Source organism: Planctopirus sp. SH287 (genome assembly GCF_056500625.1).
In genome coordinates, this window is record NZ_CM151403.1 from 4,437,405 (window position 1) to 4,460,769 (window position 23,365).

Here is a 23,365-nt window from a genome sequence, read left to right on the forward strand (position 1 = left end):
CACCATTGGGGAAATGGCAGAGCACGAAGTCATTTTTATGATGAAAAGGGGAATTGTGGACACAATTTCTGACAATTGAAGTCATTTTACAAATTTAAATATTGCAGATGATCTCGCCAACAATATAACACTCATTCAGTGAGTATTTTAATTGTTTCCAGAAATCATCGTCTCGAAGCCATTAATTCTCAATGAAAACATCGTTCGATTTCCAATGGGATTTCAGCAAACCAACTCACAGGCGACTTCACGGTTAAGTCACTTGTGAGAAAAGGATCAGGTGGGGCCTCATCTCATCTTCCTGCAGTGCAGCGGGCTTAAGGAAATGAGGTGCATTGAGTCATCGGGGCAGGTCAGAAGCTGTTTTTACAAGGAGCGGCGTAGTTGCCACCGTCATTCTTAAGAAACCGCCAACAATTTGTGAAACCTCAGATTGTCAACAGTTCACGCGCACTGTAACACAGGCTACGCGCTCCTCGTCAAGTAGTGATTTCTGTTCTCTCGCAACGATTGGCAAACGTTCTTCGGAACTTCTGCCAGAGTTCGAGAAGTCCTCACTCATAAACAGGGGCTGCTTTTATGCGTCATTTCTTGAGGAACGATCGCAAGTTCCGCACGGGTTTTACCCTCGTTGAGTTACTGGTCGTCATTGCCATTATCGCCATGCTGATCTCGCTGCTACTGCCAGCAGTCCAGCAAGCCCGCGAGGCAGCAAGGCGAACACAATGCCAGAATAATCTCAAGCAGATCGCATTGGCGGCGCATAATTTCGAGAACACCTACGGCCATCTCCCGCCGGGTTTCAATTCCATGGACAAGACTACGCCCGGCGGGCATTTTCCTCCCACAATTACTGGCGCTAACCTCGCTGGTTCTCAGTCCGGGCCGTTCCCCCATATGCTTCCGTACTTCGACCAAGGCATGGTTTACAATACGATTAACAAGAATCAAATCAATCCCGATGCCGACCTGACGACGCAATCATTCTGGCATAACGAAGCCACAACTCGTAGTGCCGCTTTCACGCGTCTGCCTCTACTTATCTGCCCATCAACAGCCCCTTCTCCATATGACAGCACAGGGAATGTTTACTGGGCGATTATTTACCATCAAGCAACAGCGAACAATGCGACCTTCAACGCCTATGGCATGGGTGTCACCAATTCATTGGGTGGCAAGTTTTATCGCGATCTCGGTCGTACAAATTACGTCGGAGTGGCAGGCTGGGCAGGAAATGTAGAATCCTCGACCCTTAATAAATACAAAGGCATCTTTTCGCGTCGAACTAAAACAAAGATTGGTGAAATTACTGACGGAACATCAAATACATTGCTATTTGGCGAGATCATTGGCGATTTACGAAATGATGGTCGCTACCTTCACACCTTGGCCTGGATGGGAACCAATTGCCAAATCACCGGGATGGGACTGGTTGCCAATCGAGTTGCTTCAAACGAATCAACGATGCTTCTTTACCGTTTTTCCAGTCCCCATACTGGAGTTGTGATGTTTGCCATGGCCGACGGTTCAGTGCGGCCATTCAGCGTGAATATGAACCAGGCCATTCTGCGTCAATCATTAGCAGGAATGTCTGACTCAGATGTGGTTAGTGAATACTAAAATACGTGTATCTATGAGAGCAACACCATGAATACATCATTCAACATAATAAATATCTGTCTTTTTACTAATCGAATCAATCATTTCATTTATGGATATGTTTAAATATGGAGAGCGATTTCAATTTGGGAGTTAAGCCGCTTTACCTTGTATTTGCGGTTACACTGATTCTTTGGTTGGGCAGTTGGTGGGTCTTCTCAAAATCGGACAATGAGCCAAACCCTCAAGCGCAACAACCGCGTACCACTGAAGATGGGCGGCCTCTCTCTGATGATATTATCCCTATCTAACTGGAGATCCGGGTATGTCAAAAAAATGCCGCTCTTCTCAAGCACGCAGAATCGCTGCAGAATTATGTTCGCATGAACATAAGTGTCAGTTTTTACAGGGCGGGCCGTACTTCCGACTGTCGCCTAAAGAATTTGTCAACAAACGATGAAGTCTCGGGTTGTCAAGAGACAATAAACCACGCAACACTGTTCAACGCGCTCTCCATTAAGTCGTCTTTTCTGTTCTCTCGTATCCACTGGCCAAACATCTGTCTGGGATGTTCTTCAGGGTGCGAGTCATTTTCACGTTCTACCAGGAGAGGTTCTATGTTTTTTTCCGTGAGGAATGATCGCAGGTTTCGCGCAGGCTTCACTCTCGTTGAGTTACTGGTGGTGATCGCGATCATCGCCATGCTGATCTCGCTATTATTGCCAGCTGTGCAACAAGCCCGCGAAGCGGCCCGCCGAACACAGTGCCTGAACAATCTCAAGCAGATCGCGTTGGCGGCGCATAATTTTGAAAGCACCCACGGCCATTTGCCGCCGGGTTACAACGCCGCCAGTGCGACATCCTCGGGGATTATCACCACGTTAACAGGGTTCGCAGTCAGCGGATCTCGCGTTGGTCCTTTGGTTCATTTGCTCCCCTATTTCGAGCAGGCTCCGGTTTACAACACAATCAACAAGAATCAGCTCAACGTTGATGTCGCTGCTACGACCCAGACGCTCTGGACCACGGAAGCCACGACCAGCAAAGCCTGCCTGACCCGTCTCCCCATGCTGATCTGCCCCTCGAACTCTCCGAGTCCCTATGAATCCACCAGTGTGTATTCATCGATCATCACATATGTTGCTGGCAACGGCAATTTGACCACTAGCGGAATTTTAGCTGCCGCGACGGTTGGCGGGGTGCCTAACAGTAATGTTGGCCGGACCAACTACGTGGGAGTCGCGGGTTGGGGGGGAGTGACCGGACGTGAAGATGTTGACAAGTATCATGGAGCCTTTTATCGACGCAGCAAGACCAGACTTGGCGAGATCTCCGATGGAACTTCCAACACACTCCTCTTCGGTGAGGTGATCGGAAACCAGACCGCAAACGGAGTTCTTGCTCAGGCCCTGCCATGGATGGGCTCTAATTGCCAGTCGATGCACACCGGCACGATCGCCAACAGATTTTTTACCGGGTTTGGAGCTGATCTCGGTTTACGTTTCTCCAGTCCACACGTGGGGATCTGCATGTTCGCCATGGCCGACGGATCCGCCCGGCCATTTAATATCTACGTCAGTCAGAACGTGATCCGTTACTCCCTGGCGGGGATCAACGACGGCGAACTCACTGGCGAATACTGATCCCCATGTCTTTCTTTTTCCCATTGTTTGCGAACTTCTTAAAATCGACTCGGTTATCACAAAATGGAAAACCAACTCTTCTCCAGTCCGAAGCCTATATATGTCATATTGGGGGTAGTCTTTGTATTATGGCTGGGGAGTTGGTGGCTTTTTCAGCCGGTAGAAGCTGAACCTCATCCCGAGGATGTGCAGGTGAGAGAGTCGGAAACGTCTCTCCTGATTGAGGGGTAAGAATCTGTCCGGGAATACTCTCTCTCCCGCTGACGGAAGAGAACCGAAGTGAAGGCCGATTAACCCTCCGTGTCTCATAGCAATAGACAACCTCTCATCGAGAGCGACATCCTCCCCCTTGTCCGGCCAGCGACCCTTCTCCCTCAAACGGAGAAGGATTTCAGCATTCTCGGATCGTCTCTCACCGACGCAATGACAGAGTGGATCTCTCCGTGATCTTTTCAATGTCAGCTCACACGTCACGCGGGATGATCACGGAGGGATCGTGCCTAGCCGGACATGGGACGCACCGGAGGAGTCAAAGTTTGACTCGCCCGCAAACAGGCCGCGTGTACACCGAGCAATTATTTTTGAATTTTGTGCGAAGCAATTGGGCCACTTTGTGGTTAACTTTTCAGAGGCATCTGCGCGCGCACCGTGGCACCTGAAAAAGTGAAACGAAGAGGATTTCTGCTTGGCAGAAAGTTCTTCTCGAGACTTTATTAACTTCAAACCATGACAGCATGCCTCTGATTATTGTTCATTGGAAAACGTCCCATGCTCCGACATTGTGTCTCCTGGTGCCTCACATCATGTGTCTTCCTGGGCTGTGCCAGCCAGGTGTGGTCGAACGATCACATCTTCACCATTGGTGGTGGCCCCAGACCAGAGAGCAATCAGATCTCGCTCGAGAACAACGTTCACTATTTTCAGCGCGTGCTGGATCGCCTGCACCTGAAAGATCTTCCCCAGAAAATTCTGTTTTCTGATGGGGGAGCCGAACAGCAGGATTTGCAGTTCGATGCCCAGCGAAACCCCGAAGACTTGCGTGTCCTGCTGGCTGATATCATCGGGCCTGCCAATGGAATCAACTTCGATTATCGAACCAGCCTGCTCCCGATTGTGGATGGCTCCGCCACTCCGGCGACGATTGAAGAAACGTTCAAGAAATTTGGTGCTCAACTGGCCAATGGTGATCGCCTGATTGTCTACTTTACCGGCCATGGCGGCCGCGCTCGTGGCGAAGGACCACAGGCAGGAAGCTCTCGCGGGCCGGGCGGGTCACGTCCGCCTGCCAGTGATTCCCGACGTGAGCCAACGCCGCTGGAAGCCCCTTCTGGCGACGCGAAAAGTTCTTCCAGTGGGCTGGCCGAGAATGCTCCCGCCAGTGCCGATCGGCCACAGAACGTGGAATCCAGCACTCGTCCGCCAGAAAGCGGGAAAGGCAATCGGCCACCGGCTTTTGCGAATAACATTATGCACCTGTGGAACAGCACGGATCTGTCTGTCACTGAGTGGACAGAAAAGCTGGATCAGCTTCCCAAAGATGTCCCGGTCTTTGCCGTCATGGTGCAGTGCTATAGCGGTGGCTTTGGCAATTTCGTCTTCAAGGGAGGAAACCCCGCGAATGGGCTGGCAGAACATCCGCGTTGCGGGTTCTTTTCGACCGTGCCAGACCGTGTTGCCGCCGGTTGTACGCCGAACGTCAATGAGGCGGACTACCGTGAGTATTCGTCTTATTTCTTTGAAGCGTTGTGTGGTGAATCCCGCACCGGGCAACCGGTGACATGCCCGGATTACAATCGAGACGGACAGACATCATTCCTGGAAGCTCACGCCTACACCGTCCTGAATGCCGACACGATTGATATCCCCGTGCGCACCACTGATATCTATCTTCGCAACGTCTCGCGAACAAAAGGTCAGGACGGCCTCCTGACGGCTAATTCTCCCGTCGCTGATCTGCTCGCAAGTGCCAGTCCGATTGAACGGGCTGTGGTGGAAGGGCTTAGCGAGCGATTTGATCTGAAAGGGACTGACCGGGCCAAGGATGTTGATCAGGCCATTCGCAGCAAACGCGAGGAAAAGCAGCGATTAGAAACGGAAGTTCGTACTCATCGAACAGCAGTCACCAGTATCAAGCGGGAGATCTCCGGCAGCGTGCGAAAGCGCTGGCCGTTCATCGCCAGCCCCTGGCATCCTGAAACGGCCCGATTGATCACAGAAGAAGCCGACGTCGTTCGCAGCGAAATTTTGAACCACAAACGCTACCCCGAGATGAAAAAGAAGCTCGAAGAGATTAAAGGCTTGTCGGCTGAGGTCGATCAGAAAGAGCTTCAAGTCGTGAAGCTTGAGCGACTGAAATACTGGCTGGAAACATTGGCTCTGGCGGAAAACCTAAAGACGCTGGCCGATGAAAAGAAACAGGAAGGCCTTCGCCGCATTGTGGAATTAGAATCAACATTCCTCACCAAGACACCTGTAGAACCAGCGGCAGGCACATAATTTAATGCCCTGATTTCATGCCCCTGGGTCGTTTAGCAGGGTAGCCCCGGTTGAAATTCCGATTTCTACCGGGGTGGCAACGCCACAAGAGGTTTCACAAGTGGTTTTCAAAGTGCCACGTGACCCGGCAGATACAAACCTCTTTTGCCTCTGGCACACAGGTAGCCCGCAGACGGGCAACCTGTGCCACCCAGCGACCTATGTAGTGCCATGCTTAACACCATAGCTGCTTGTGCAGCAGAGCAGATGGCAAGATGCTGGCGGTTATAAGCAGAGGCACTGAAAATGGCAAACAGAATCAACAGCAAGTTTTTTGTGAATAGACATAACTTAGAAGTGCCTGCGTTTTCAGCAACACCCCTTATCATGGGACTCACACATTCCTCGATTATTGTCGCTACTTTTCTGATTGCCTATCTGGCGAACTCCTGGCAGACAACAGATGGATTAGTATTGGCAATTGTTGGGGGAAGCATGGCGATGAGCATCGGCTCAACAATTGTAGCTTGCGCTTACCGTCAGTTGTGGTTGATTCTGTTTACTTGGGTTGTGACGGCAGCAGTGATTGTTTTCACGCCGCTATCATGGCTAGGTGTTGGAGTCTAGTTTCATCATAATAAGTGTGACCCAGAAACTTCACCCAATTAACCCTAAGCCGGCTGCCAGAGATGGTGGCCGGCTTTTTCTTTGCTCCTCCCGAAAAGTGATCCCGCGTGAAATCAAGATTGGCTCATTCTCCGCTCACCAGGCTGAGGAGCAGGGTAGCCCCGGTTGAAATTCCGATTTCTACCGGGGTGGCAACGCCACAAGAGCTTTTCACCAGTGGTTTTCAAAGTGCCACGTGACCCGGCAGATACAAACCTCTTTTGCCTCTGGCACACAGGTAGCCCGCAAACGGGCAACCTGTGCCACCCAGCGGTGCATGGCAATTTAGTAGTCATGTAGGGTGCATGAAGTTCCGACGGAATGCACCAACACAGACGATCTACGGTTTGGACTTACCCATGAAATGTGGGCGCGGGGAAAAGCAGGGTAGCCCCGGTTGAAATTCCGATTTCTACCGGGGTGGCAACGCCAAAAGAGGTTTTCACAAGTGGTTTTCAAAGTGCCACGTGACCCGGCAGATACAAACCTCTTTTGCCTCTGGCACACAGGTAGCCCGCAGACGGGCAACCTGTGCCACCCAGCGGTGCATGGCAATGTAGTAGTGATGTAGGGTGCATGAAGTTCCGACGGAATGCACCAACACAGCAGGGTAGCCCCGGTTGAAATTCCGATTTCTACCGGGGTGGCAACGCCACAAGAGGTTTCACAAGTGGTTTTCAAAGTGCCACGTGACCCGGCAGATACAAACCTCTTTTGCCTCTGGCACACAGGTAGCCCGCAGACGGGCAACCTGTGCCACCCAGCGTTTATCTATAAATAGTCATACAACTGAATCGATGCATGGCGCCTCGCTTCCTACACCCTGCTGAACACTTCCCACAGAATCTCAAACCATATCGACCGAATCCCATTCGGCGAGGAAGCGATCGTAGAACTCCTGGGTCAACTGATGCCGGCGTTCGGCCCATTGGCGGCCGCTGGGCGTTTGCATACGGTCTTTCAAAAGCAACAGTTTTTCCGTGAAATGGTGCAGCGTGGCACCACTCTTCTGCTTATATTCATCGAACGATTGATGCAGAACAGCTTCTCGCTGAGGATCGTGCATGGCGCGGCCTCGAGATCCCCCAAAGGCAAAGGCCCGGCCAATCCCAATGGCACCAATCGCATCCAATCGGTCCGCGTCCTGCACACACTTTCCTTCCAGCGTGGGCATCTCTGTGACAACGCCCGCCCCCTTGTACGATAATCCCTCAATGATGTCGGCGACGTGCTGAATGATCTCACTCTCGACGTTTAATGGCGTGAGCCATTCCCTGGCAATACGTCCTCCCACGTCTTCCCGATCGGCCTGAGATTTCCAGTCACCAACATCATGCAACAGGGCGGCTAACTCGACAATAAACGCATCAGCCCCTTCCCGCTCCGCCAGGCGCAATGCCACATGCCTGACTCGCTGGATGTGCCACCAATCATGACCACTGGCATCATGTGATAAAGCCTGCTCAGCCCGTTTTGCAATATCATCAATCACACGCTGCTGCGCGCCACTCAAGCCCTGATTCATCACCGCTCCATTCATCAATAACATCTTGTCGGCATCAATCTCTGAGCCTCAAGTCACACGTCCGACAGATTTCCAAATTTATCAAAGTTCATTTCTTGCCACTCGCTGACGCGGGAGAGATCGTTCCTTAAACCAATCTCCGCTGCAAAGGCTTCGCTGACAAGCACGTCCTCCAGATGCAGCGTGTCGGAAATCTGCACGATTCGGGCATCACTAGGGGGAATCCAGCCGATGGTCTTCAATGCCTGAGCAATCACTTCCCGATCATTTGCATATGAGACCGGGATCATGGCACCGGTCGGGTGGCTGGCGGTAATGCAGTTGATCTGGGTGATTTCCCGATTGATGCTGGCCACGGTTCGGTCGTTCGTAAATTCAGCGATGCCAATTCCTGTGGCGTTGCCGTGTGTGGCTTCGGTCAGACCTTTCACAAAGATGCGACGAACGCGGGCGTCATCCTGATCGGTGGCAGCGTGATCGTTGTATTTCCTGCCGACAATATTCGTATCCATGCCCGTGCCGCTGATGTTCTTGCCAATGCGGTCGACAATGAGTAGATCAATCTCCTCAAAGGGAAGCTTGGGAAGATAAGCTTTGGCTTGCCGCAGCAGTTCAGCCTCTTTCACGGCAAATTGCTCTACTGGGACACCAGCGATGCGAGCCGTCTCATCGAACGCATTTTCCACGATCCCCAGACCTGCGATCACCTTGGCTTTTTCCAAAACAATCGGAGCCACTTCCGACCAGATTTCACGAAAGCTGGAACGGACAATGGCCTGATGATAAAGCATCGCGCCCGTATGCTTCCCCAATCCGATCAGCAGCATTTTGTGCAGGCCCGATTCAATCTCTCCGACAAAGCCCGTGTGCGGCTTGATCCGGTTAACAACCAGCACGTGGTCGGCTGACAACGCATGGCGATCGATATGCACGGGCACGCCAGCTTTTGTGTGAGCAACAATCCCGGTTTCCATGGAAGAGTGGATTTCGCAACCCATGGTTTGGGGGGTGATGCCATAATCTGCGAGAAGCTGCGCCTGTCCCGTTGCGGTCGCACCTCCGTGGCTTCCCATCGCGGGAACAACGAAGGGGATCCCGCCCAGCGATTGAATGAATTCAACGACAGCTTTGATTATCACATCGATGGAAGCAATCCCGCGACTCCCCGCAGTGATGGCGACGGTTTCGCCACAAGCCAGCTTCTGATCCAGCCGCAGGAGGGAGAGTTCCCGATGAACGGCTTGGGGAAGATGGACTTCGAGTGGCCGGGAAAATGTTTGTCGCAGCCGGGCCAATCTTGGGAAAAGTTGGGCATGATTTTCCAAATGGGCCGTGTTGGAAAGTGATGACATGGAAGCAAATCCCGACCGCGAAAGCGAAGAAAGTTTCACGCAAGTTGTTGTATGGTAACACTAAACCCGCCAAGACGATGTGGCTGATTGAAAGAGGACCTGGCTTCAACGGTGTGAAGACAGTGATCGCACGCACCAGTTACCAGATGACGATCTATTCAAAGTGCTGAACTCAGTCATTGAGATGAGCCGCAAAATTGATTAAGCTGGTGGAGAGAGATTCGTGGCAGGTGAGAGCCTGCTCGGATCTCTTTTCACGAGTCACTGCATTTTTGACTGGTGACGAGAGCCGCGCCAGGAAGGCCATTTCCTCGCCTCTATCATTTTTTTGTTCGTTGGAGATTCAACATGGCCTCAACCCGTGCCGATGCTCTTGCCGAAGTGATTTTTGCCCTGAAGCGAGCCGACAAGCTTGCCACGCATAACGAGGCAGCAGCACAGTGCGGCTTTAAGCCCGGTGCCGCCAGCAAGGCACTTTTGACGGCATTGAATGCTGTCCGCCGTGACTGGCCTCACCTTCAGTGGTATCGCATTGTCGGAAACGAAGGGAACATTCCTGCGGAATCCGAGCAGGCAGGTCTTCTGGAAGGTGCGGGAGTGGAACTCGCTCCCTCAACATCAAATCCTGCGGAACTGGTGATTGTGGATCAGGAGCGCTGGCTCATGACCACCACCGTCACTGCTGCCACGGTCTCGTAGTCACAGTCTCGCAGTGACAGTGTCTGACATTCCAGAAGATCCCCTTCGTTGACAGTCCAGTCTCTCGGGACGGACGATCCGATGACGTTGAATGATCTGTGATGACGATCTCCTCTCACCCGGCATGCTCCATGCCGGGTGAGTGTGTTTCATGGGCGGGATCGATCGCCATGAACCTGCCAACGAACCTGCGGCTGAGTTCAGTGATCTGCCAGGATTTGAGGGGGTTTGCCACTGGCATGGCAAACTCTCCTGCCTGGATCGCTTGTCGCAACGGCGCCGTTCAGTCGGCTGAAAAAAACTCTGTTGGTGAAGATCAGCAGCTTCAGCCGATCCCATTCATCGGTGGGTGGGGATTTCTCTTCTGCGACTTCTTGATCGCGTTCTGTCTGGCATTCTTTTCAGCCGCTGCGAGCAGTCTGCTTACTGTCCGCGCGTTTTGTGGCCGATGAAAGCTGATGTCAGTTTGAGTGCAACCAGTTGTCCGCTCGTTGCTCAACGTCTTGTGACCAACTTCATGGCCGTTGAAAATCGACCCCCGACGCAATTTTCGTTGTTTCGCGATTTTGGCCATGGAATCCCAGGCAGGACACCTCGCGCATGCGTCGACTCTTCCGATACTATTCTTCGTTGCCATCCGTTTACCGTGCCAATGGCGGGGCCATCGCAGTGGCTTTTGTCACATTGGTGGGTCTCCGACTCGAATTTGACCCGTCCATTGCCGGTGCAGATTATCGGCAGATGGTGGTCAAAAAGACACAACCACTGAAAATGTCTTTTGGCGGGAACACTCCGGCTCTGGCTCAGGAAAATGCCAACGCCGAAACGGGTGTCGCCTTGGCAAACGCCAGTTCTGGCGGAACAGGGCCATTGGCAAATCCTTCGGCCATTTCTGCCGAAGCGGAATCTTCTCTGGCCTTAAAGCCTTCCACCACTGCTGAGGCTGAGCCAGTTCACATGGTGAACCTCCGCCGTAAAGTGGCGATGCTTAGCGAAGGTCTGTTGCATCTTCAGCAGGTTCCTGATTACACCGCCCAGTTCACCAAGCAGGAACTTGTCGCTGGTGAACTGACGGAAGAACAGACGATGTTCGTTAAGATTCGTCATGCCCCGTTCAGTATTTATCTGAAGTGGCTGACAGGAGACACTGGTCGTGAAGTGCTGTATGTCGCGGGTGAAAACTCGGACAAGATGATTGTTCACGCTGGTGGCTGGAAGGCCCGCTTGCCGGCTCTCTCCATAGAGCCTGAAAGCTCATTGGCGATGGCGGAATCCCGACACCCGGTGACCAAAGCCGGCCTGCTCGAATTAACGAAACTTCTCCTCCATTACCACAACATTGATCTCAAATCGAATAACCTCGCCTCGTGTGACCTCCTGGAAAACGAGACGTTTGGAGACCGTCCCTGTACGGCATTCCAGGTGGAATACCTTTCAAAGACTCAATCACCCGATTATCGCAAGACGATTACGCTGATCGATAATGAGTGGAAGATTCCTGTCTGCATCCGCAATTATTCCTGGCCATCAAATGGTGGGGAAACATCGGAAACTCTCGACGATGACACGCTGGTAGAAGCCTATAGCTACACGGAAATTGAGTTCCGCCAGCAGTTGGCCACGGCCGATTTTGATTCGAGCAACGAAGAATATCGGTTCCGCCGCAATTAACTCTTCGTCGCTGACAGCCTTCCCCGCATGTCAGAGGCCGTGATCAGTGGTTCGCAAGTGATGCCATGTTGCTGAGGCCGGGTGAGAATTTTCTCGTCCGGCCTCAGTCGTTTCCCGGTATCAATCGGAAGCCATCATCTGAGCCATCCATGAGATCCCGATGTCATCCAGCGAGTGTGGAACGTTGGCCAGAAGGACGATGCCAACGCTGTGGTCAGGCGCAAACGCGACAAAGCTGCGCGATGCGGTGGTTCCCCCGTTGTGGAACACAATGCGTTGCACAGGATCAGCCGTGAGAGAATTTTGTCCCTGGGCAGCAGGGCGCGGCGGCAAAGCGATGAGATGCCACCCCAAACCCATGATGAGTTTGCGGGATGTGGCGGGAACCTCACGAGGAAACTGCGCCACCAAAGTGGTTCTTAAAGCCGTTGCCAGGCGGGATTCTTCCGGGTGAAGCCCATCGCCCGCTTGAACTTCTTTTTCACCTGGTTTTGGGCCGCAATGAAGTTGAACCCAGCGAGTCAGGTCATGACTGGTCGATTTCAAACCGCCAGCCGCTTCCAGCGTAGCGAACTCCCACATGGGAGCCGGCGTCCCCTCTTTATCGAAGGTGGGAACGACATGTGATTGCATCGCCGGCGTCATCTGGAAAGCGGTCTCGTGCATGGAAAGGGGAGCCAGTACCGACGTTCTCAATGCGGTCTCGAAGTCTGGTTGACCGGCAGCTTTTGCCAGAGCATGCCCCAGCAGTCCCGTGCCAAGATTTGAGTAGAGATATTTGCTACCCATCGGATGTGACAATTTCAGGGTCGACATCGTGTTGGCGAGGTCTTCCCGCTGAAACTGTGAGTAAGGATTCAGCACGGTTTGATGTTGGCGAGCGAAAGCAGCGATGGTGGGTGGTTGCACAGGCAAGCCGGAATAATGCGTTGAAAGCTCTCGCAATGTGATCTGGCGGGTTCCTTCAGAGGATACTTCCTGAGGAAGTTGCCACTCATCGGGCAAGTATCGATTTGCTGGATCATCCAGACGGAGGCGGTTTTCAGCCACCAGAACAGCCAGCAAACCGGCTGTAAATGTCTTGGTGACTGAAGCAATGGCAAAGACGGAATGTTCGTTGACTGCTTGTAACTGCCCCTCTTTTTCAAATTTTCCCGCCGTATAAAACGCCGTTTTCCCCTGTTGAATGATCGTTGCGGCAATAACAGCTTGGGGATGCTGGTCAACGTAAGCTCGGATGGACTTTTCCACCTCGCCTGAAGGAAGATCTTTAGCGGAAAGCATTTGCTGCTCTCCAATGGAAAACAACATCACCAATCCTAGGAGACACCCACGTTGAACCAGGCCATCTGGTAAGGCAAATGCTCGACGAATCGTCTCAGTTTCCCTGTGAAACGAGTGCTTAAAGACTGTCCGGGAAAATTCCCTTTTTCCACGTGAGAGAGAGCTAGTGTGGGAGAGCCGATGAACCATCAGTGTTTCCAATGCCAATGCTTAACCCTTCATCTGATCCGGCCTGCGGCCCAACTTCTCCCTGAGGGAGAAAGATTTTCACACTCCCTCTCCCGTTTGCGGCCGGGGTGTGGGGGCTTTATACGCATTCCAATTTGAAATAGCGCTCTGTGTGCCATGCTTGCAACTTTGGGGGCAAGCATGTTTACGCGATCCTCAACACGTAATTTCAAGTTGCGATTCATATCAGGTGCAACCAGAGCAGGTGACCCACTGGCGGTTTTTGCCGGTGAGCAAAAGGCATGATCCGCCGCTACATTCAATTCAACTCATACAGGCGGAGTTTTTTAACCCCGCCAGACCGGAAAGCGGCAAGTCCACCACCCGCCAATACCGATACATACGACACATTCGGAATTCTCGCGTGGATTGCAGGCTGATTCTCTCTAGAGAAAAGCCTGACCACGTATTGTCTCGTCGCCAGCAGGATGACCCTACTGTGGACACTCGACCAGGGAAGGTGAACATGCCCCTTCGGTATTCACTCAGCATGTTGTGCCTGCTGCCATTGCTATTGGGGAACGAAGTCCAGGCTCAGCAGGGGGCCTTTCCCCAAGGCGAGATGGTGTATGGCCCCGGTGGCTATGCTCAGCCATCGTTTGGCCCCGGCCCTGTCGGCGCCGGACAATACGGCCAGGGCATGGTTCCCAATGGGCCTCATGGTAATGGGCACAATTATGGCCCACCAGGGTATTCGGCACCATTTCCTCCCGCATACGGGACAGGGGGGGATGGCTTTCTCCAGGGAAATATGCCGAACACGACCTATCAGCAATATCCCGACGATGGGGGATGGCTCTATCAAGACTCGCCCATCGATAAAGCGCTGAAGAACACCTTTCGTCATGGCTTTTTCCGGTTGGAATATCTGAACTGGACAATTTCCAAACCAGGTAACCGGGTGATTGGGACAGACCTGTCTGGATTCAATGGAAACATTGGTGAAGAGGTTGAGGTCAATGACCCTGTCACGGGCGGGTTTATTGGGAACGGGATCGTTCAAAATCTCTATGAGATAGATCTCAATAACAATAACGGCATTCGCGGTATGTGGGGTCTGCCGATCGGCAACGGAACCCTGGAAACCAGTGTCTTCAGTTTGCAGACATCAAACGGCATTGTTACAGGCTTGGTGGAACTCCCCTCTGGCCCCGGAGCTATTGACGCATTGTATCCCGTCATCCCGGTCGATGTGGACGGAGAAAACCTGCTACGAGTTTTTAATCGTTCCTATCAAGCCGACTTGAAGACTGGTGTCTGGGGTGTGGAATCGAATTATGTGATCGATTCCTTTGATCCCAACGCGTTCTTTCAGGTGCGTCCTCTGGTTGGTTTCCGCTATCTGAATTTTCGGGAATCTCTCAATCAGACAGGCGTGAGTACCTTAGATGATCCTTCCGACCCAGCGGCTCCTACTTACACCACGACGATCGATTCCGAGGTTAACAATAACTTCTACGGGCCGCAGATCGGTTTGAGAGCAGAACTGGTTGGGAGACGATTCTCGATCGCAGCCGAACCCAAAGCTTTGATCGGTTTGAATTCCTACAAGGCCACGCTTCAAAACGAGAACGTCCTGCCGAATGAAGCATTGACGTCCCAAACCATCTCGGACACTACTTTCGGGCCAATCCTTGACCTGCAGGTGTCCGGCAAGGTTCATCTGTCAGATTCATTCTCACTCTTTGTGAGCTGGGAAGGGATGTATACAGGATTTGTCAGCCGACCATATATGAACGTCGACTACAATGCGACGAATCAGACGAACCCTCCCCAATCGAACCTGATCCTCGACCCAAAATTCACCAATATGTTTCTCTATGGTATTACTGTCGGTGGCGAAATTCGCTATTAACACTTTCGCGACGATGGCTTGAAGGTCTTTACCCCTCAGGTAAGTTCCGTTCAACAGACAATGCAAGCACGTCACACCAGGCGACTCAATGCCTCGTGTGACGTGCTTGTTTTATAGAACGATCCAAAGTGTTAATCTATCAATTACAACTGTGGTAAAGCCTGAGGCGAAGGGCCAAAAGGGATCTCTGGCCGGCCATCAGGCCCCAGACGCTGAAAGGTTCCGCCCCCAGTGCCCTGCCCCATGGGCGGGCATGAATCGCAAGGAGTGACGACAGGCGGAGCACAATCCTCGGGGATCGGGGCAGGAGACGCCGGAGCAGTTCCGTTATTCTCAATCACTGCCGCTCCTGTATTCGGTGTTGTGATGACACCGCCACCACCACCACCGACTCCCCAACCTCCCTGAATTTCAGCGGCAGCCGGAAAACTACCCATAAAATTGACGTCGCGGTAGTAAGAGCCTGCTGTAAAACTGGTGGAACCCCACCACTTCCGGCATCCAAAAAAGGCCGGCGTGTAATACGACTGATTCATGCCTCGTAAGGCGGCCCCGACAGAGGCCAATTCATCGACCACAGCCGATCTTAAACAGACCAGGCCGGTAATCATTCCCAACACAACCAGGGTTCCGATCAGCACCAGTTCGGCACTGATAATGAACCCGCTTTCATCGCGAAGTAAAGCTCGCATAACAAATATCCTCTCGTGGCAATAGGGAAACAGTGAACTCTGTAGATATCTCATTTTCTAATGGGGGCATGACCCCGGTGAGTCTTTAATGACAGGCACTCTAGAAGTGCGGCATAGAGAATTCGTCAGTACGTCAGAAGCTTTAAGTCTTCTTGCCGATAGCGAAAAAGTAGGTATTGAGGATTAATGGCTGCTTTGTGGCTGATGGCGTTTGCTGCAACGCCGGAATAAGTGCTGGCGACGCCGAAGTCCCGTTCGCCGCAGAAGCCTGGGGCACATTTTCTGTTCACTACAGTTCACGAAAGTGAAAAGAAAACGTTGTGCTGCCCCAGGCGACTGGCGGGCGGGAGTCGTCCACGCTTGCCACAGACGTGGACGACATTCGTCTCAAGGCGTGTTTCAGGAGGTCTCAGGTCACCTGCACACGCTCGTCACACAGTTCAGAACGATTAACGTCCCGATGGCGGAGTAATCAGCACAGAGCGTGCCATTGGGAGGATCCACAGAATCGCTACAATCGGAACCGCCGCAGTAAGTCACTCCACCAGAATGAGTTACCACGAGAAATCAATCCTCCCGAAGGTGCGGTTGTAACGATCCTCGGGGTTGCAGCGATTATCGCAATTGGCGCGATTGACAACAAAACGTCAAGAAGCTTGAACACGAAGCCTTTTTGAGGAGCTTTTCGCAGAGTTTCTTTGCCACCCCATCGCTGGTGCAGGTTCTTGCCAGGCAGAAGAACGAGGCGGTCTTGCCTATGTCTTTTCCAATACGGAATGCGGTACAACACAGAGTCCGCGAAAATAGCTCCCTCATCAGGACGGAGCGCCTTCACAGAGGATTCTCACCATGTCACGCCCCCTTCAGTCACTCTTGAGCCTGGCCCTGCTTGCCGGTTCTGCTTCGGCAGCCGAATTCCCCACGTTTCGTAAACAGGTGATCGATCCCGAAATTGGTAAGGTCTGCTATGCCGTCAGTGTGGCTGATGTGAACGGCGACCATCGGCCCGATGTCGTCGCCGTCAGCGAGAATCGCATCCAGTGGTATGAGAATCCCACCTGGCAAAAGCATGTCATTCTTGAAGACCAGACAGAGCGTGATAATGTCTGTCTGGCTGCTCACGATATTGATGGCGATGGTCAGATTGATTTCGCGATCGGTGCGGGCTGGACAAAGATCGGCACGCTCCAATGGATCAGTCGCCAAGCCGACCCCAAGGCACTTTGGAAAGTGAACTTCATCGGTAAAGAACTCAGTACGCATCGCATGTCGTTTGCTGATATTCTGGGGACTGGTCAGCCGCAACTTGTTGTTTCGCCTCTGAATCGATCCGTCGAGGAAGGGGCCAGACTGTTAGCTTTCGAGATCCCCAGGAATCCCGCCACAGATCGCTGGCAACCCGTTCCCATTGACTCGACCTTGAACCGATTGCACGCCCACACACATGTCAGCCTGAACGAAAGCGGAGCCGACAATACATACACGGCTTCACAGGAAGGTGTGCATCATCTGGTCAAAAAATCTGACGGTTCGCTTATGAAAAGCCTACTGACAACAGGAGCGACAGGGAACAAGCCCGAACTCCAGGGAGCCGGTGAAGTGAAACGCGGCATCCTTCAAGGGAAAAGGCATGATGATCAGCCGCTCTCGCACACATCAAAGCCATTTTTCGCAACGATCGAACCGATGCACGGCACCGATGCTGTGGTCTATCTGGCAGAGGATGCGACTCAACCCCGATGGAAACGTGTTGTCCTGGAGACGGGACTCAAGCAGGGCCATGCTCTCTGGACGGCTGACTTGAACCATGATGGTTGTGATGAAGTCATCGTCGGCTTCCGTGAAAAAGGGACAGCCCTTACCAACGGGCCGGGGCTGATGGTGTTTGAGGTGAATGATGTGGCCCCCGACAACCGGGCATCACTCGGCACCACATGGAAGAAACATGTCATCGACGATGGAGGCTGTGCCGTGGAAGATGCCTTGGCCGCTGACCTGAACGGCGATGGCAAACCCGATCTCATCACAGGCGGCCGCGCCACACACAACGTGGTGATTTACTGGAATCAGTAATGACGCATCACGGAGTGTGATCCCTTTCTTTTTCAGAAAGAAGGATTAGCCCGGATTTCTCACAGCGCAGCATAAACGAGACGCCTGGATTTGCGTAAAGTGTTGTTACCACACAACTCACCACGCCAGCACAAGGACGTCTCGTCATGACAGAGTGTAACACGCAGCAGCTGCTCTTTCAGCACCACGATCGCCGGGAAGTGGTCGCTGATTTTGACGGCGGGAAGATCACTTCCGATGCCGGGGGGCTCTTACTCCGCGAAGTCGAAGAGCGGTTCGGCATCGTCCGCCAGTTGGCCGGGTGTTTCACCGATCATCGCGATGAAGAACTCATTGAATTCACCGTGGAAGAACTCCTGCTCCAGCGGGTGATGGGGCTGGCTTTGGGGTATGAAGACCTCAACGATCACGAACAACTTCGCCATGATCCTCTCCTGGCGCTGCTCTGTGGACGAAAGGATATCACTGGCCACAATCGCCTCCATCCACAAGATCACGGCAAGCCGCTGGCGGGCAAGAGCACGCTCAACCGGCTGGAACTCACACCGCCCGGAGCCAGTGCGAAAAGTCGCTACAAGAAGATTGTCGCCAGCATCGACCAGTTGCAGGAAACGCTGGTCGATATCTTCATTCGGATGAAGGCCAAACTGTGCGTACCGCCAGAACTGATTCTCGACTTCGACGCCACAGACAACCCCATTCACGGCGATCAGCTTGGCAAGTTCTTTCACGGGTACTACCAGAATTATTGCTACCTGCCGCTGTACTGTTTTTGTGATGGCTGGCCGCTCCTGGCCTTACTCAAACCCTCGAATATCGACGCCTGTGCGGGCACCGTGGAGGTCTTGGCGAAGATCGTTCCCAAGCTGCGTGCTGCCTGGCCTCAGGTGCGGATCATTGTGCGTGGCGACAGCGGCTTCTGTCGCGAAGCGATCCTGCACTGGTGTGAACAAAACCGCGTGGATTATGTCTTCGGCCTGGCCAAGAACAAGAGATTGCTGAACATCATCGGGAAAGAATTGCACGAGGCGCAAGCTCTGTTCGAGCAGACTCAGGCCTCTTCCCGGGTGTTCAAAGACTTTGAGTATCGCACCCGGAAAAGCTGGTCGCAGGCCCGCCGGGTGGTGGGCAAGGCTGAGCACTTATCGAAAGGGAGCAACCCCCGGTTCGTGGTGACGAGTCTGCCGGAAAGACGCATGGCTGCCCGGCCGCTATACGAGGATCTGTATTGTGCTCGCGGCGAGATGGAGAACCGGATTAAAGAACAGCAGTTGTTCCTGTTCGCCGACCGCACGAGTACCCACGCCATGCGCAGTAATCAGTTGCGGGTGCTGTTCTCGACCATGGCGTATGTGCTGCATAAAGCGCTCAAGGAGTTCGGCCTGAAAGGCACGTCGCTGGCGACAGCTCAGGTCAACACGATTCGGGCCAGGCTGCTCAAGATCGGTGGACGAATCAGTGTGAGTGTGCGACGGGTGGTGCTGTCGTTGTCGCAGGCGTATCCGTATCAGGCGCTGTTCCGAGAGATCCTTGGCAACCTCCGGCGTCAGGAACGGACACCTCTGCGAGTGTAACCAGCCTATGGCTTAGAAATCAGGAGTTTGCCAAGGCCTCTTCGGTCGAAGACCTGTTTCGACAGCGAAGAGCGGGGAGAAGTTCTGCGCTGAGCAGAGTAAAAAACCATGAACCCGCCGGAAATCCGTTGCAATTCCGCTCCGCGATCACGAAATCCCCAACGATCGGCCCCCACCAGCCCTCCAACCGATTACCAACCAGCAAAAAAACACCACCCCCACGCCCTGGTGAGATATCCGGGTTAGCACTCCCTCTCCCGCCTGCGGGAGAGGGCCGGGGTGAGGGGTATTTATACGCATTTCAGATAGCTATCGATAACACTTCCTCGATAGCAACACGCTCCTCTTTATTGAGAGCCACGCGTCCCCCTCATCCAGCCTGCGGCCACCTTCTCCCTCAGCCCCTTGCAGGGTTCGTGGCGGCGTATGAAGGCCAGTCGTTTATCCACGAATGGGGCTTACGCCACCAGAGGCCCCTCGCGGGGTTTGGGGCGGCGTATGAAGGCCAGTTGTTCATCCACGTATGGGGCTTACGCCGCCAGAGGGCAGGCAAGCGGGGGAAGGGTTTGATGACTCCCTCTCCCGCTGGCGGGAGAGGGCTGGGGTGAGGGGATTTAACTATCGGTGTTTCAGAGAGCTATCGATCATATTTCGTCGATTGCGGTGTGCTCCCTTTCGTTGAGAGCCACGCGTCCCCCTCATCCGGCCTGCGGCCACCTTCTCCCTCAGGGAGAAGGGTTAGTTGGAGTTTGATTCAGCCCGCCGAATCGTCGTTGGCGACGAGAAAAAGCTTCCAGCGCCGCATGCAGTTCTTTTTCGCGAAACTCGGGCCAGAACGTGGGTGTGACGAACAGTTCAGCATAACTGATCTGCCAAAGCAGAAAATTCGACAGACGCATTTCGCCAGCCGTGCGAATGACCAGATCAGGATCTGGCATTCCTTGCGTGTTGAGACGTGCGGAAATGAGTTCCTCATCAATCGCTTCGGGAGCAAGTTTCCCGTCTGCTACATCTCGGGCCAGGGATCGCACGGCGTCAACAATCTCGGCACGACTGCCATAGTTAATAGCCAGGCACAAACGCATGCCGGTGTGTGAACGAGCTGCGTGAGCCGTCGCATCGATCTCGTCCAAAACATCTTGCGGCAACTCGGTTCTTCGACCGATCACCGAAAATTGCAGATTCTGGCGAATGATCTCGGGACGTTCGGCGATCAGAAACTCTCTCAGCAATTGCATGAGAAAATTGAGTTCTGCTTCAGGACGCTTCCAGTTTTCGCTGCTCAGGCAATAGAGGGTAAGCTGTTCAATTCCCAGACGGGTACATTCTTCGACCACAGCACGGACGGATTGAACACCACGTCGATGACCTTCAATTCGTTCCAGCCCCTGCCGCTGTGCCCAACGACCGTTGCCATCCATGATGACTGCGATATGTCGCGGCAGCGTGGGGCTTTTCTGGTCAGAGATTTGAAGGTGGGATACTGTCATCAGGGAAGCGCTCTCAAGAGCGAGGAAGATCGATCCTGCATGAGCCACTGAGAACTGAGAAAACAGGGGCAGTTCGGTGTTTCATCCATCAGCAGAGGCTAACAGAATTCTGCAACATCATGGAGCCACTCGCCGTTTTTTCTGAAGTCATCGCACACAAGCGATGCTTTTGTTGTGACCTGTCTCTGCCATGCTTACGGCTCTGGGCTGTCGTTTATACACAACTTTTTCGCCATCTGAACCGCACCACGAAATTGGCATGGGTGGCTCATACCACCTTGCGGCCTTTACCTCAACATCTGGCACACAGCCGAGGGAATTCATGGGGTTGATACTGTCCAAAAGTCACAGGGCAGGCTCCCGCCCCATCCCGTTCGACTCCCCTCTTGCATTGTCAAAGTATAAAATTCGGGTTTCTTCTGTTGTTAAGTCCGACAGCGGAGGACGTTGCGGCGACATCAACCCGAAGACAAAGCCGTGACACGGCACTCGATCTCTTCCAAATTCCTTCGCGATCTTCTTTTCTTCGCGGTAAAAATTCTTTGACTCACCGCAAAGGCGCGAAGAACGCAAAGGAGTCATTCCGATGAGCAAGTTTATCCCAGGCCGGAACTCCCGTGGGTTGATCTGGTCATCACCCCTTGATGGCGTCAATGCCGTGCCGCTTGTTCAATGGAATGAGAAAATTTATGTATAAAGACAGCCACAAGGCCGTGAGCATTACAACCCGCCAGATGTGTGTCATAGACAGCCCAAAGCTGACTATTCCCGCTTGGCCAGGCGATCCACTTCTTCCAGTGTGGTGGTGCCGTCAGCCACGCGAAGAAGTCCTGAGTAGCGCAACGTGACCATGCCGGCTGTCAGGGCGTGGGTACGAATTTCGGTTGCGGCGGCTCTCCGAATACAAAGCCGGCCAACTTCCGCATCTGTCAGCAACAACTCGAAAATGGCCTGTCGTCCGGCAAAGCCAATGTCGCGACATTCCCGGCAACCAACAGGTTCGTAAATGACTTCGCAATCAGGTTCTGGAAAATCATCGGGGAGCATTCCCGGCGTGACTTTCACAGCGCGCCGACAGTGCTTGCAGAGCCTGCGAACCAGCCGCTGAGCCAGCACGCCGGCCACTGTGCTGGAGACCAGATAAGGTTCCACGCCCATATCGACCAGTCGCGCAAACGCCGATGGTGCGTCGTTGGTGTGCAGCGTGCTGAAGACCAGGTGACCTGTTAACGACGCCTGAATCGCCGCTTCCGCTGTTTCACTATCGCGAATTTCCCCGATCAGAATCACGTCAGGGTCATGACGAAGAATACTGCGCAAACCCGCTGCGAACGTCAGGCCAATCTTGGAATGCACCTGGATCTGGCTGATGCCGGGCATCTGATATTCTACGGGATCTTCAACAGTGATGATCTTGGTGGCAGGGTCTTTGATTTCGTGCAGCGCACTATAGAGCGTCGACGTTTTACCACTCCCGGTGGGGCCAGTGACCAGCACAATCCCGTGCGGAAGATTGATCAGATTCCGAAAGGGAGTATCCACGATGGCTGGCATGCCCACGTTCTTCAGGCTGAAAACCATCCGCCCTTTATCGAGCAGACGCATGACGACGCCTTCGCCGTAAAGCATGGGGATGATCGACACGCGGACGTCGATCTCGCGGCCTTTGATTTTCAGTTTGATGCGGCCGTCTTGAGGCAGGCGTTTTTCAGCGATGTTCAACCGTGACATGATCTTTAATCGAGTCACAATCGCCTGCTGGAACTGATTGATCGAAGGTGGCAATGGTTGCACACGAAGTAAACCATCCACGCGGAAACGGATCACCAGCCCGTTTTCCTGAGGCTCGATGTGGACATCGCTCGCCTGCATTTCAAGCGCTTCGACCAGCAATTCATTGACCAGCTTGATCACCGAGGCAGCTTCGGCCGCGTCTTCCAGGTCACCGGTCTGATCCAGCGGTTCACTGAGTAATTCCACTCCGTCCGCTGCCCGTTGCGCGACCAGTTGATTGAGCGTATCACCCCCGACGCCCAGATGATCCTTGATCATCTCGATCACATCGAGCTTGCGGGCCAGCACCGGTTCCAGATGAAAACCACTGACGCTGGAAAGCTCTTCGAGGGCTTCCAGATTGAAGGGGTCACTCGTGGCAACAATGACGTTGCCGTTGTCGCGGCCCAGAGGAAGCAGTGAGTGCCGGAACACGGCATTGGTTGGGAACTGCATCAGCAGTTCGCGGTCAATAGCTTCGTGTTTGACATCGACGAACCGCATGCCCAGCTCAGCAGCCAGCGTTTGCAGAACCAACCCTTCGTCAGCCCACCCCTTATCGATCACGAGCCGATCCACACGGGCACCGCTCCCCACGGCCAACTCTTTCAGTTGGTCGGAAGTGATGACCCCTTTGCGGACTAATGTCGCACCGATATTCATGATTCAGTCTTCAGGCGTGGAAGAGGTCGTCGGGTCGTTAAGATGAGAGCCAGGCACGAACTTTTGTGGAAGGCGATCTATCAGGCTGAAGAAGCAATGAGTT

The 23,365-nt window shown here is 53.3% G+C and carries 16 protein-coding genes; 10 read left to right on the forward strand and 6 right to left on the reverse strand.

Going from position 1 to position 23,365, the window contains the following annotated elements; translation table 11 throughout:
• Window positions 1–579 precede the first annotated feature (579 nt).
• From SH287x_RS16485 to SH287x_RS16500, 4 genes are all read left to right on the forward strand, one after another.
• A complete protein-coding gene (locus tag SH287x_RS16485) occupies window positions 580–1,620 on the forward strand; it encodes a DUF1559 family PulG-like putative transporter (protein WP_479515479.1) in 1,041 nt (346 codons plus the stop codon).
• A 596-nt stretch (window positions 1,621–2,216) separates the two neighbouring features.
• Window positions 2,217–3,242, forward strand: a complete 1,026-nt coding sequence (locus tag SH287x_RS16490; RefSeq protein WP_479515480.1) for a DUF1559 domain-containing protein — start codon at window positions 2,217–2,219, stop codon at window positions 3,240–3,242.
• 768 nt (window positions 3,243–4,010) lie between these two features.
• On the forward strand, window positions 4,011–5,738 hold the full coding sequence (locus SH287x_RS16495) for a hypothetical protein (protein ID WP_479515481.1): 1,728 nt from the start codon (window positions 4,011–4,013) through the stop codon (window positions 5,736–5,738).
• Window positions 5,739–6,023: 285 nt separating this feature from the next.
• Window positions 6,024–6,344 (forward strand): hypothetical protein, encoded by a 321-nt coding sequence (locus SH287x_RS16500; RefSeq protein ID WP_479515482.1) that lies wholly within the window; start codon window positions 6,024–6,026, stop codon window positions 6,342–6,344.
• An 886-nt stretch (window positions 6,345–7,230) separates the two neighbouring features.
• Here SH287x_RS16500 and SH287x_RS16505 read toward each other — a convergent pair.
• Both SH287x_RS16505 and SH287x_RS16510 read right to left on the reverse strand, forming a co-directional pair.
• Window positions 7,231–7,908, reverse strand: a complete 678-nt coding sequence (locus SH287x_RS16505; protein WP_479515483.1) for an HD domain-containing protein — start codon at window positions 7,906–7,908, stop codon at window positions 7,231–7,233.
• A gap of 53 nt (window positions 7,909–7,961) precedes the next feature.
• Window positions 7,962–9,260, reverse strand: a complete 1,299-nt coding sequence (locus tag SH287x_RS16510) for a nickel pincer cofactor-dependent isomerase, group 22 (protein WP_479515484.1) — start codon at window positions 9,258–9,260, stop codon at window positions 7,962–7,964.
• 348 nt (window positions 9,261–9,608) lie between these two features.
• Here SH287x_RS16510 and SH287x_RS16515 point away from each other — a divergent pair, with 348 nt between their 5' ends.
• The 3 genes from SH287x_RS16515 (at window position 9,609) to SH287x_RS16525 (ending at window position 11,630) form a co-directional block, all read left to right on the forward strand.
• Window positions 9,609–9,959, forward strand: coding sequence for a hypothetical protein (locus tag SH287x_RS16515; protein WP_479515485.1), 351 nt, complete (start codon window positions 9,609–9,611; stop codon window positions 9,957–9,959).
• Window positions 9,960–10,129: 170 nt separating this feature from the next.
• Window positions 10,130–10,411, forward strand: coding sequence for a hypothetical protein (locus tag SH287x_RS16520; RefSeq protein ID WP_479515486.1), 282 nt, complete (start codon window positions 10,130–10,132; stop codon window positions 10,409–10,411).
• Between the two features lie 148 nt (window positions 10,412–10,559).
• Window positions 10,560–11,630: a DUF1571 domain-containing protein gene (locus tag SH287x_RS16525; RefSeq protein ID WP_479515487.1), complete on the forward strand. Its 1,071-nt coding sequence runs from the start codon at window positions 10,560–10,562 to the stop codon at window positions 11,628–11,630.
• Between the two features lie 120 nt (window positions 11,631–11,750).
• Here the strand turns inward: SH287x_RS16525 and SH287x_RS16530 are convergent, their stop codons facing one another.
• The gene (locus tag SH287x_RS16530) at window positions 11,751–12,941 is read right to left on the reverse strand and encodes a serine hydrolase domain-containing protein (protein ID WP_479515488.1); all 1,191 of its coding nucleotides are present in this window, start codon (window positions 12,939–12,941) and stop codon (window positions 11,751–11,753) included.
• Window positions 12,942–13,608: 667 nt separating this feature from the next.
• Between SH287x_RS16530 and SH287x_RS16535 the strand changes: the two genes are divergently transcribed.
• Window positions 13,609–14,997, forward strand: coding sequence for a BBP7 family outer membrane beta-barrel protein (locus tag SH287x_RS16535; protein WP_479515489.1), 1,389 nt, complete (start codon window positions 13,609–13,611; stop codon window positions 14,995–14,997).
• Window positions 14,998–15,140: 143 nt separating this feature from the next.
• Here the strand turns inward: SH287x_RS16535 and SH287x_RS16540 are convergent, their stop codons facing one another.
• Window positions 15,141–15,689 (reverse strand): Flp family type IVb pilin, encoded by a 549-nt coding sequence (locus tag SH287x_RS16540; RefSeq protein WP_479515490.1) that lies wholly within the window; start codon window positions 15,687–15,689, stop codon window positions 15,141–15,143.
• An 849-nt stretch (window positions 15,690–16,538) separates the two neighbouring features.
• Here SH287x_RS16540 and SH287x_RS16545 point away from each other — a divergent pair.
• Both SH287x_RS16545 and SH287x_RS16550 read left to right on the forward strand, forming a co-directional pair.
• The gene (locus tag SH287x_RS16545) at window positions 16,539–17,762 is read left to right on the forward strand and encodes an FG-GAP repeat domain-containing protein (protein WP_479515491.1); all 1,224 of its coding nucleotides are present in this window, start codon (window positions 16,539–16,541) and stop codon (window positions 17,760–17,762) included.
• Between the two features lie 146 nt (window positions 17,763–17,908).
• Window positions 17,909–19,336 (forward strand): IS1380 family transposase, encoded by a 1,428-nt coding sequence (locus SH287x_RS16550; protein WP_479514981.1) that lies wholly within the window; start codon window positions 17,909–17,911, stop codon window positions 19,334–19,336.
• Window positions 19,337–20,061: 725 nt separating this feature from the next.
• Here the strand turns inward: SH287x_RS16550 and uppS are convergent.
• Complete coding sequence (uppS, locus tag SH287x_RS16555; RefSeq protein WP_479515492.1) at window positions 20,062–20,826, reverse strand: undecaprenyl pyrophosphate synthase; 765 nt, start codon at window positions 20,824–20,826, stop codon at window positions 20,062–20,064.
• A 762-nt stretch (window positions 20,827–21,588) separates the two neighbouring features.
• Window positions 21,589–23,262, reverse strand: a complete 1,674-nt coding sequence (locus SH287x_RS16560) for a GspE/PulE family protein (protein ID WP_479515493.1) — start codon at window positions 23,260–23,262, stop codon at window positions 21,589–21,591.
• Between the last annotated feature and the right edge of the window lie 103 nt (window positions 23,263–23,365).

Bases quoted from the DNA above. Each gene is read 5' to 3' on its own strand.
- SH287x_RS16485 (WP_479515479.1), top strand. From the start codon at position 580: ATGCGTCATTTCTTGAGGAACGATCGCAAGTTCCGCACGGGTTTTACC.
- SH287x_RS16490 (WP_479515480.1), top strand. From the start codon at position 2,217: ATGTTTTTTTCCGTGAGGAATGATCGCAGGTTTCGCGCAGGCTTCACT.
- SH287x_RS16495 (WP_479515481.1), top strand. From the start codon at position 4,011: ATGCTCCGACATTGTGTCTCCTGGTGCCTCACATCATGTGTCTTCCTG.
- SH287x_RS16500 (WP_479515482.1), top strand. From the start codon at position 6,024: ATGGCAAACAGAATCAACAGCAAGTTTTTTGTGAATAGACATAACTTA.
- SH287x_RS16505 (WP_479515483.1), bottom strand. From the start codon at position 7,908: ATGAATCAGGGCTTGAGTGGCGCGCAGCAGCGTGTGATTGATGATATT.
- SH287x_RS16510 (WP_479515484.1), bottom strand. From the start codon at position 9,260: ATGTCATCACTTTCCAACACGGCCCATTTGGAAAATCATGCCCAACTT.
- SH287x_RS16515 (WP_479515485.1), top strand. From the start codon at position 9,609: ATGGCCTCAACCCGTGCCGATGCTCTTGCCGAAGTGATTTTTGCCCTG.
- SH287x_RS16520 (WP_479515486.1), top strand. From the start codon at position 10,130: ATGAACCTGCCAACGAACCTGCGGCTGAGTTCAGTGATCTGCCAGGAT.
- SH287x_RS16525 (WP_479515487.1), top strand. From the start codon at position 10,560: ATGCGTCGACTCTTCCGATACTATTCTTCGTTGCCATCCGTTTACCGT.
- SH287x_RS16530 (WP_479515488.1), bottom strand. From the start codon at position 12,941: ATGTTGTTTTCCATTGGAGAGCAGCAAATGCTTTCCGCTAAAGATCTT.
- SH287x_RS16535 (WP_479515489.1), top strand. From the start codon at position 13,609: ATGCCCCTTCGGTATTCACTCAGCATGTTGTGCCTGCTGCCATTGCTA.
- SH287x_RS16540 (WP_479515490.1), bottom strand. From the start codon at position 15,689: ATGCGAGCTTTACTTCGCGATGAAAGCGGGTTCATTATCAGTGCCGAA.
- SH287x_RS16545 (WP_479515491.1), top strand. From the start codon at position 16,539: ATGTCACGCCCCCTTCAGTCACTCTTGAGCCTGGCCCTGCTTGCCGGT.
- SH287x_RS16550 (WP_479514981.1), top strand. From the start codon at position 17,909: ATGACAGAGTGTAACACGCAGCAGCTGCTCTTTCAGCACCACGATCGC.
- uppS (WP_479515492.1), bottom strand. From the start codon at position 20,826: ATGACAGTATCCCACCTTCAAATCTCTGACCAGAAAAGCCCCACGCTG.
- SH287x_RS16560 (WP_479515493.1), bottom strand. From the start codon at position 23,262: ATGAATATCGGTGCGACATTAGTCCGCAAAGGGGTCATCACTTCCGAC.